Below are 2,123 nucleotides of genomic sequence, written 5' to 3'. Positions count from 1 at the left end.
GCGGGCGGTGACCGACTCTCCCCCTGGCTTCGCCGGGGGCACCCCCCACCCACGTCCGGGCGGTCCGCAGGGGCCCAAAAGCGGACCCGGCCCGGTCGACCGCGTACGACCGGGCAGCAAGCACCACGTCCTCACCGACGGCCGGGGCATTCCGCTCGCGGTGTCGCTGACCGGCGGAAACCGCGGGTGACGTCACCCCGCTCCTGCCTCGGGGAGCTCCACCGGCTGGACGCGGGGATCCTGCTCCTCGGCGTGGGCCATGAGAGGAACACCTCGCTCCACCTCGCCGGGTCCCGGGCCGGACTGCCCGTCGACCGGGTCGCCAACGGCACGCCCCCTTCTGGCGAACGGGGCGCGCCGTCGGGCCGAGTTCGGCGAACCGGCCGTCGGTGACCACGGCTTCCCCGCGGTGGGGGAGGCGTTCGCCGCACGGACCGGCCTGTGCCGTACCGGCTCGGTGGGCGGGGCGCGGGCCGTTCTGCCGCCCCTGCGCCCACTGGTGGATTTCGCGGCGCGGTGGTTCGGGGCGGCGCGGAGCCGGACGGTGCGAGCTGACGGGTGAGGTCAGTCCGCGTCGCGGGGATCGAAGGAGTCGGTGTCGACCGTGAGCGGTTCGGGGAATGCGCCGGCGACGGCGTCCCAGCGGACGAACTTGAAGTTGGTGCCCTCGCGGTCGCCGTCGGCCGGGGTGGCCTCGCCGTCGTGGGTGATCAGCAGACCCTTGGGGAAGGACCGGCCCAGGGGGACGTTGACGACCGTGGAGCCGTCGGAGTGCTGCACGCCGTCGGTGGCGCCGTCGGCGACGGCGAACGAGCCGAGGTAGCCGTTGTCCCCGTCGCGCTCGTACACGGCGAAGGTGTCGTCGCCCTGGCTGGAGGCGAGGACGTATCCGGTGCCGTCCTCGGCGTGGTAGACGGTGACGCCCTCCGCGTCGGCGCTCAGGTGCTCACCGCCGAAGCCGGGGTCGTTGTCCGTGTCGAGGACGCACTCCTCCTCCTCGGCGTCGTACGTCCATGGCGTGCCGTACTCGCGGACGCGGTCGATGAGCTCGGGGTCCTCGAACTCCTCGTCGTCCAGGTCGATCCGCCACAGGCCCACCGCCTCCTGGGCGGCGTACAGGACGTGCTCCTCCAGGTCGACGGCCATGCCCTCGACCTGAGGGTTCTCACCGGGGTCCGCGCACGGGGTCCAGTCGGTGCCGTCGGGCAGGGCGAAGGTGGCGGGCAGATCGAGGGTGTCCTCGGTCTCGTAGCCGACGCGCCCGCCGTCGTCCTTCAGCCGGAGCAGGCGCAGGCGGGTCTCCTCGCGCTGCGACACCACCACGTAGGCGTCGTCATCGTCCTTGAAGGCGGTCAGGCCGTAGGAGGTGCGCTGGTCGTCCACCTCGGCCTCGTCGGCGGCGAAGACCGGTGCGGCGTCGGCTGCGGTGACGTCCTTCAGCGGCGGCTTGCCGGCCGCGACGGCCGCGGGGTCGATGGCGTAGGCGCGGATGCGGTCGCGGCCCCGGTCGCTGACGAGGGCCAGGTCCGTCTTCTCGCCGTCCAGTTCGAAACCGTAGACGATGTCGACGTTGTTGAAGCGGCCGGGCTTGGCGTCCTCGTTCGGGGCCTGGGGCGCCGCCATGTGCTGCAGGCGGCGGCCGTCGAGTCCGTAGACATCGAGGCCGGCCTCCTTCAGCGTGCCGATGACGATGCTGCGGCCGGGGTTCTCGGGGTCGACCCACACGGCCGGGTCGTCGGCGTCGGCGTTGCCGCCGGCCTCGTCGTCGTGGACCGCGGGAGTCTCCACGGTGGCCGTGACGGTCACCGGGACCGTGGGACCGGTGGTCAGGGTGAACGCGGTGGCGAGTGCGGTCAGGGTGCTGAGAGCGAAGGCGCTCACGTTACTCCTTGGTAGGAATGCGGACGCCGGGAACGCTATGGAAGGTTCGCGAAGGAATCGCGACGCGATCGTGAACGCGGCGTGATGTCACGGTTCGGCGTGTCTGCATGCTGAACACCGCTGTCCGGGCGGCCCGGTGGTGAGGCGGCCGCGGGCGGCACGCTCATCCGACGGATCCTGCGCGACCGGCGGCCGCGGGCGCCCTGCCGACACTCCTGCCGGGCACCGTGAGAGCGTCACTC

General features: G+C 72.6%; 3 protein-coding genes and 1 pseudogene. 3 read left to right on the top strand and 1 reads right to left on the bottom strand.

What is annotated here, in order from left to right; translation table 11 throughout:
* Positions 1-61: 61 nt before the first annotated feature.
* The 3 genes and pseudogenes from RIM90_RS26990 to RIM90_RS31640 all read left to right on the top strand — a co-directional run.
* Positions 62-260 (top strand): annotated as a pseudogene (locus tag RIM90_RS26990) (IS5/IS1182 family transposase); the annotation flags it as partial.
* Positions 187-393 (top strand): AAC(3) family N-acetyltransferase, encoded by a 207-nt coding sequence (locus RIM90_RS31645; RefSeq protein ID WP_375165566.1) that lies wholly within the window; start codon positions 187-189, stop codon positions 391-393. The pseudogene RIM90_RS26990 and the gene RIM90_RS31645, both read left to right, overlap by 74 nt.
* Complete coding sequence (locus RIM90_RS31640) at positions 341-562, top strand: AAC(3) family N-acetyltransferase (RefSeq protein WP_375165568.1); 222 nt, start codon at positions 341-343, stop codon at positions 560-562. Before RIM90_RS31645 ends, RIM90_RS31640 begins: the two co-directional genes overlap by 53 nt.
* A 2-nt stretch (positions 563-564) precedes the next feature.
* Here the strand turns inward: RIM90_RS31640 and RIM90_RS26985 are convergent, their stop codons facing one another.
* Entirely contained in the window at positions 565-1,881 is a 1,317-nt protein-coding gene (locus RIM90_RS26985; protein WP_309063356.1) for a phytase, read from the bottom strand.
* Positions 1,882-2,123: the final 242 nt, after the last annotated feature.

It is taken from the genome of Streptomyces sp. (genome assembly GCF_031181555.1).
GTDB lineage: Bacteria > Actinomycetota > Actinomycetes > Streptomycetales > Streptomycetaceae > Streptomyces > Streptomyces fimbriatus.
Note: the sequence above shows the minus strand (reverse complement) of the source record. Positions and strands in the feature narration are given on the sequence as shown.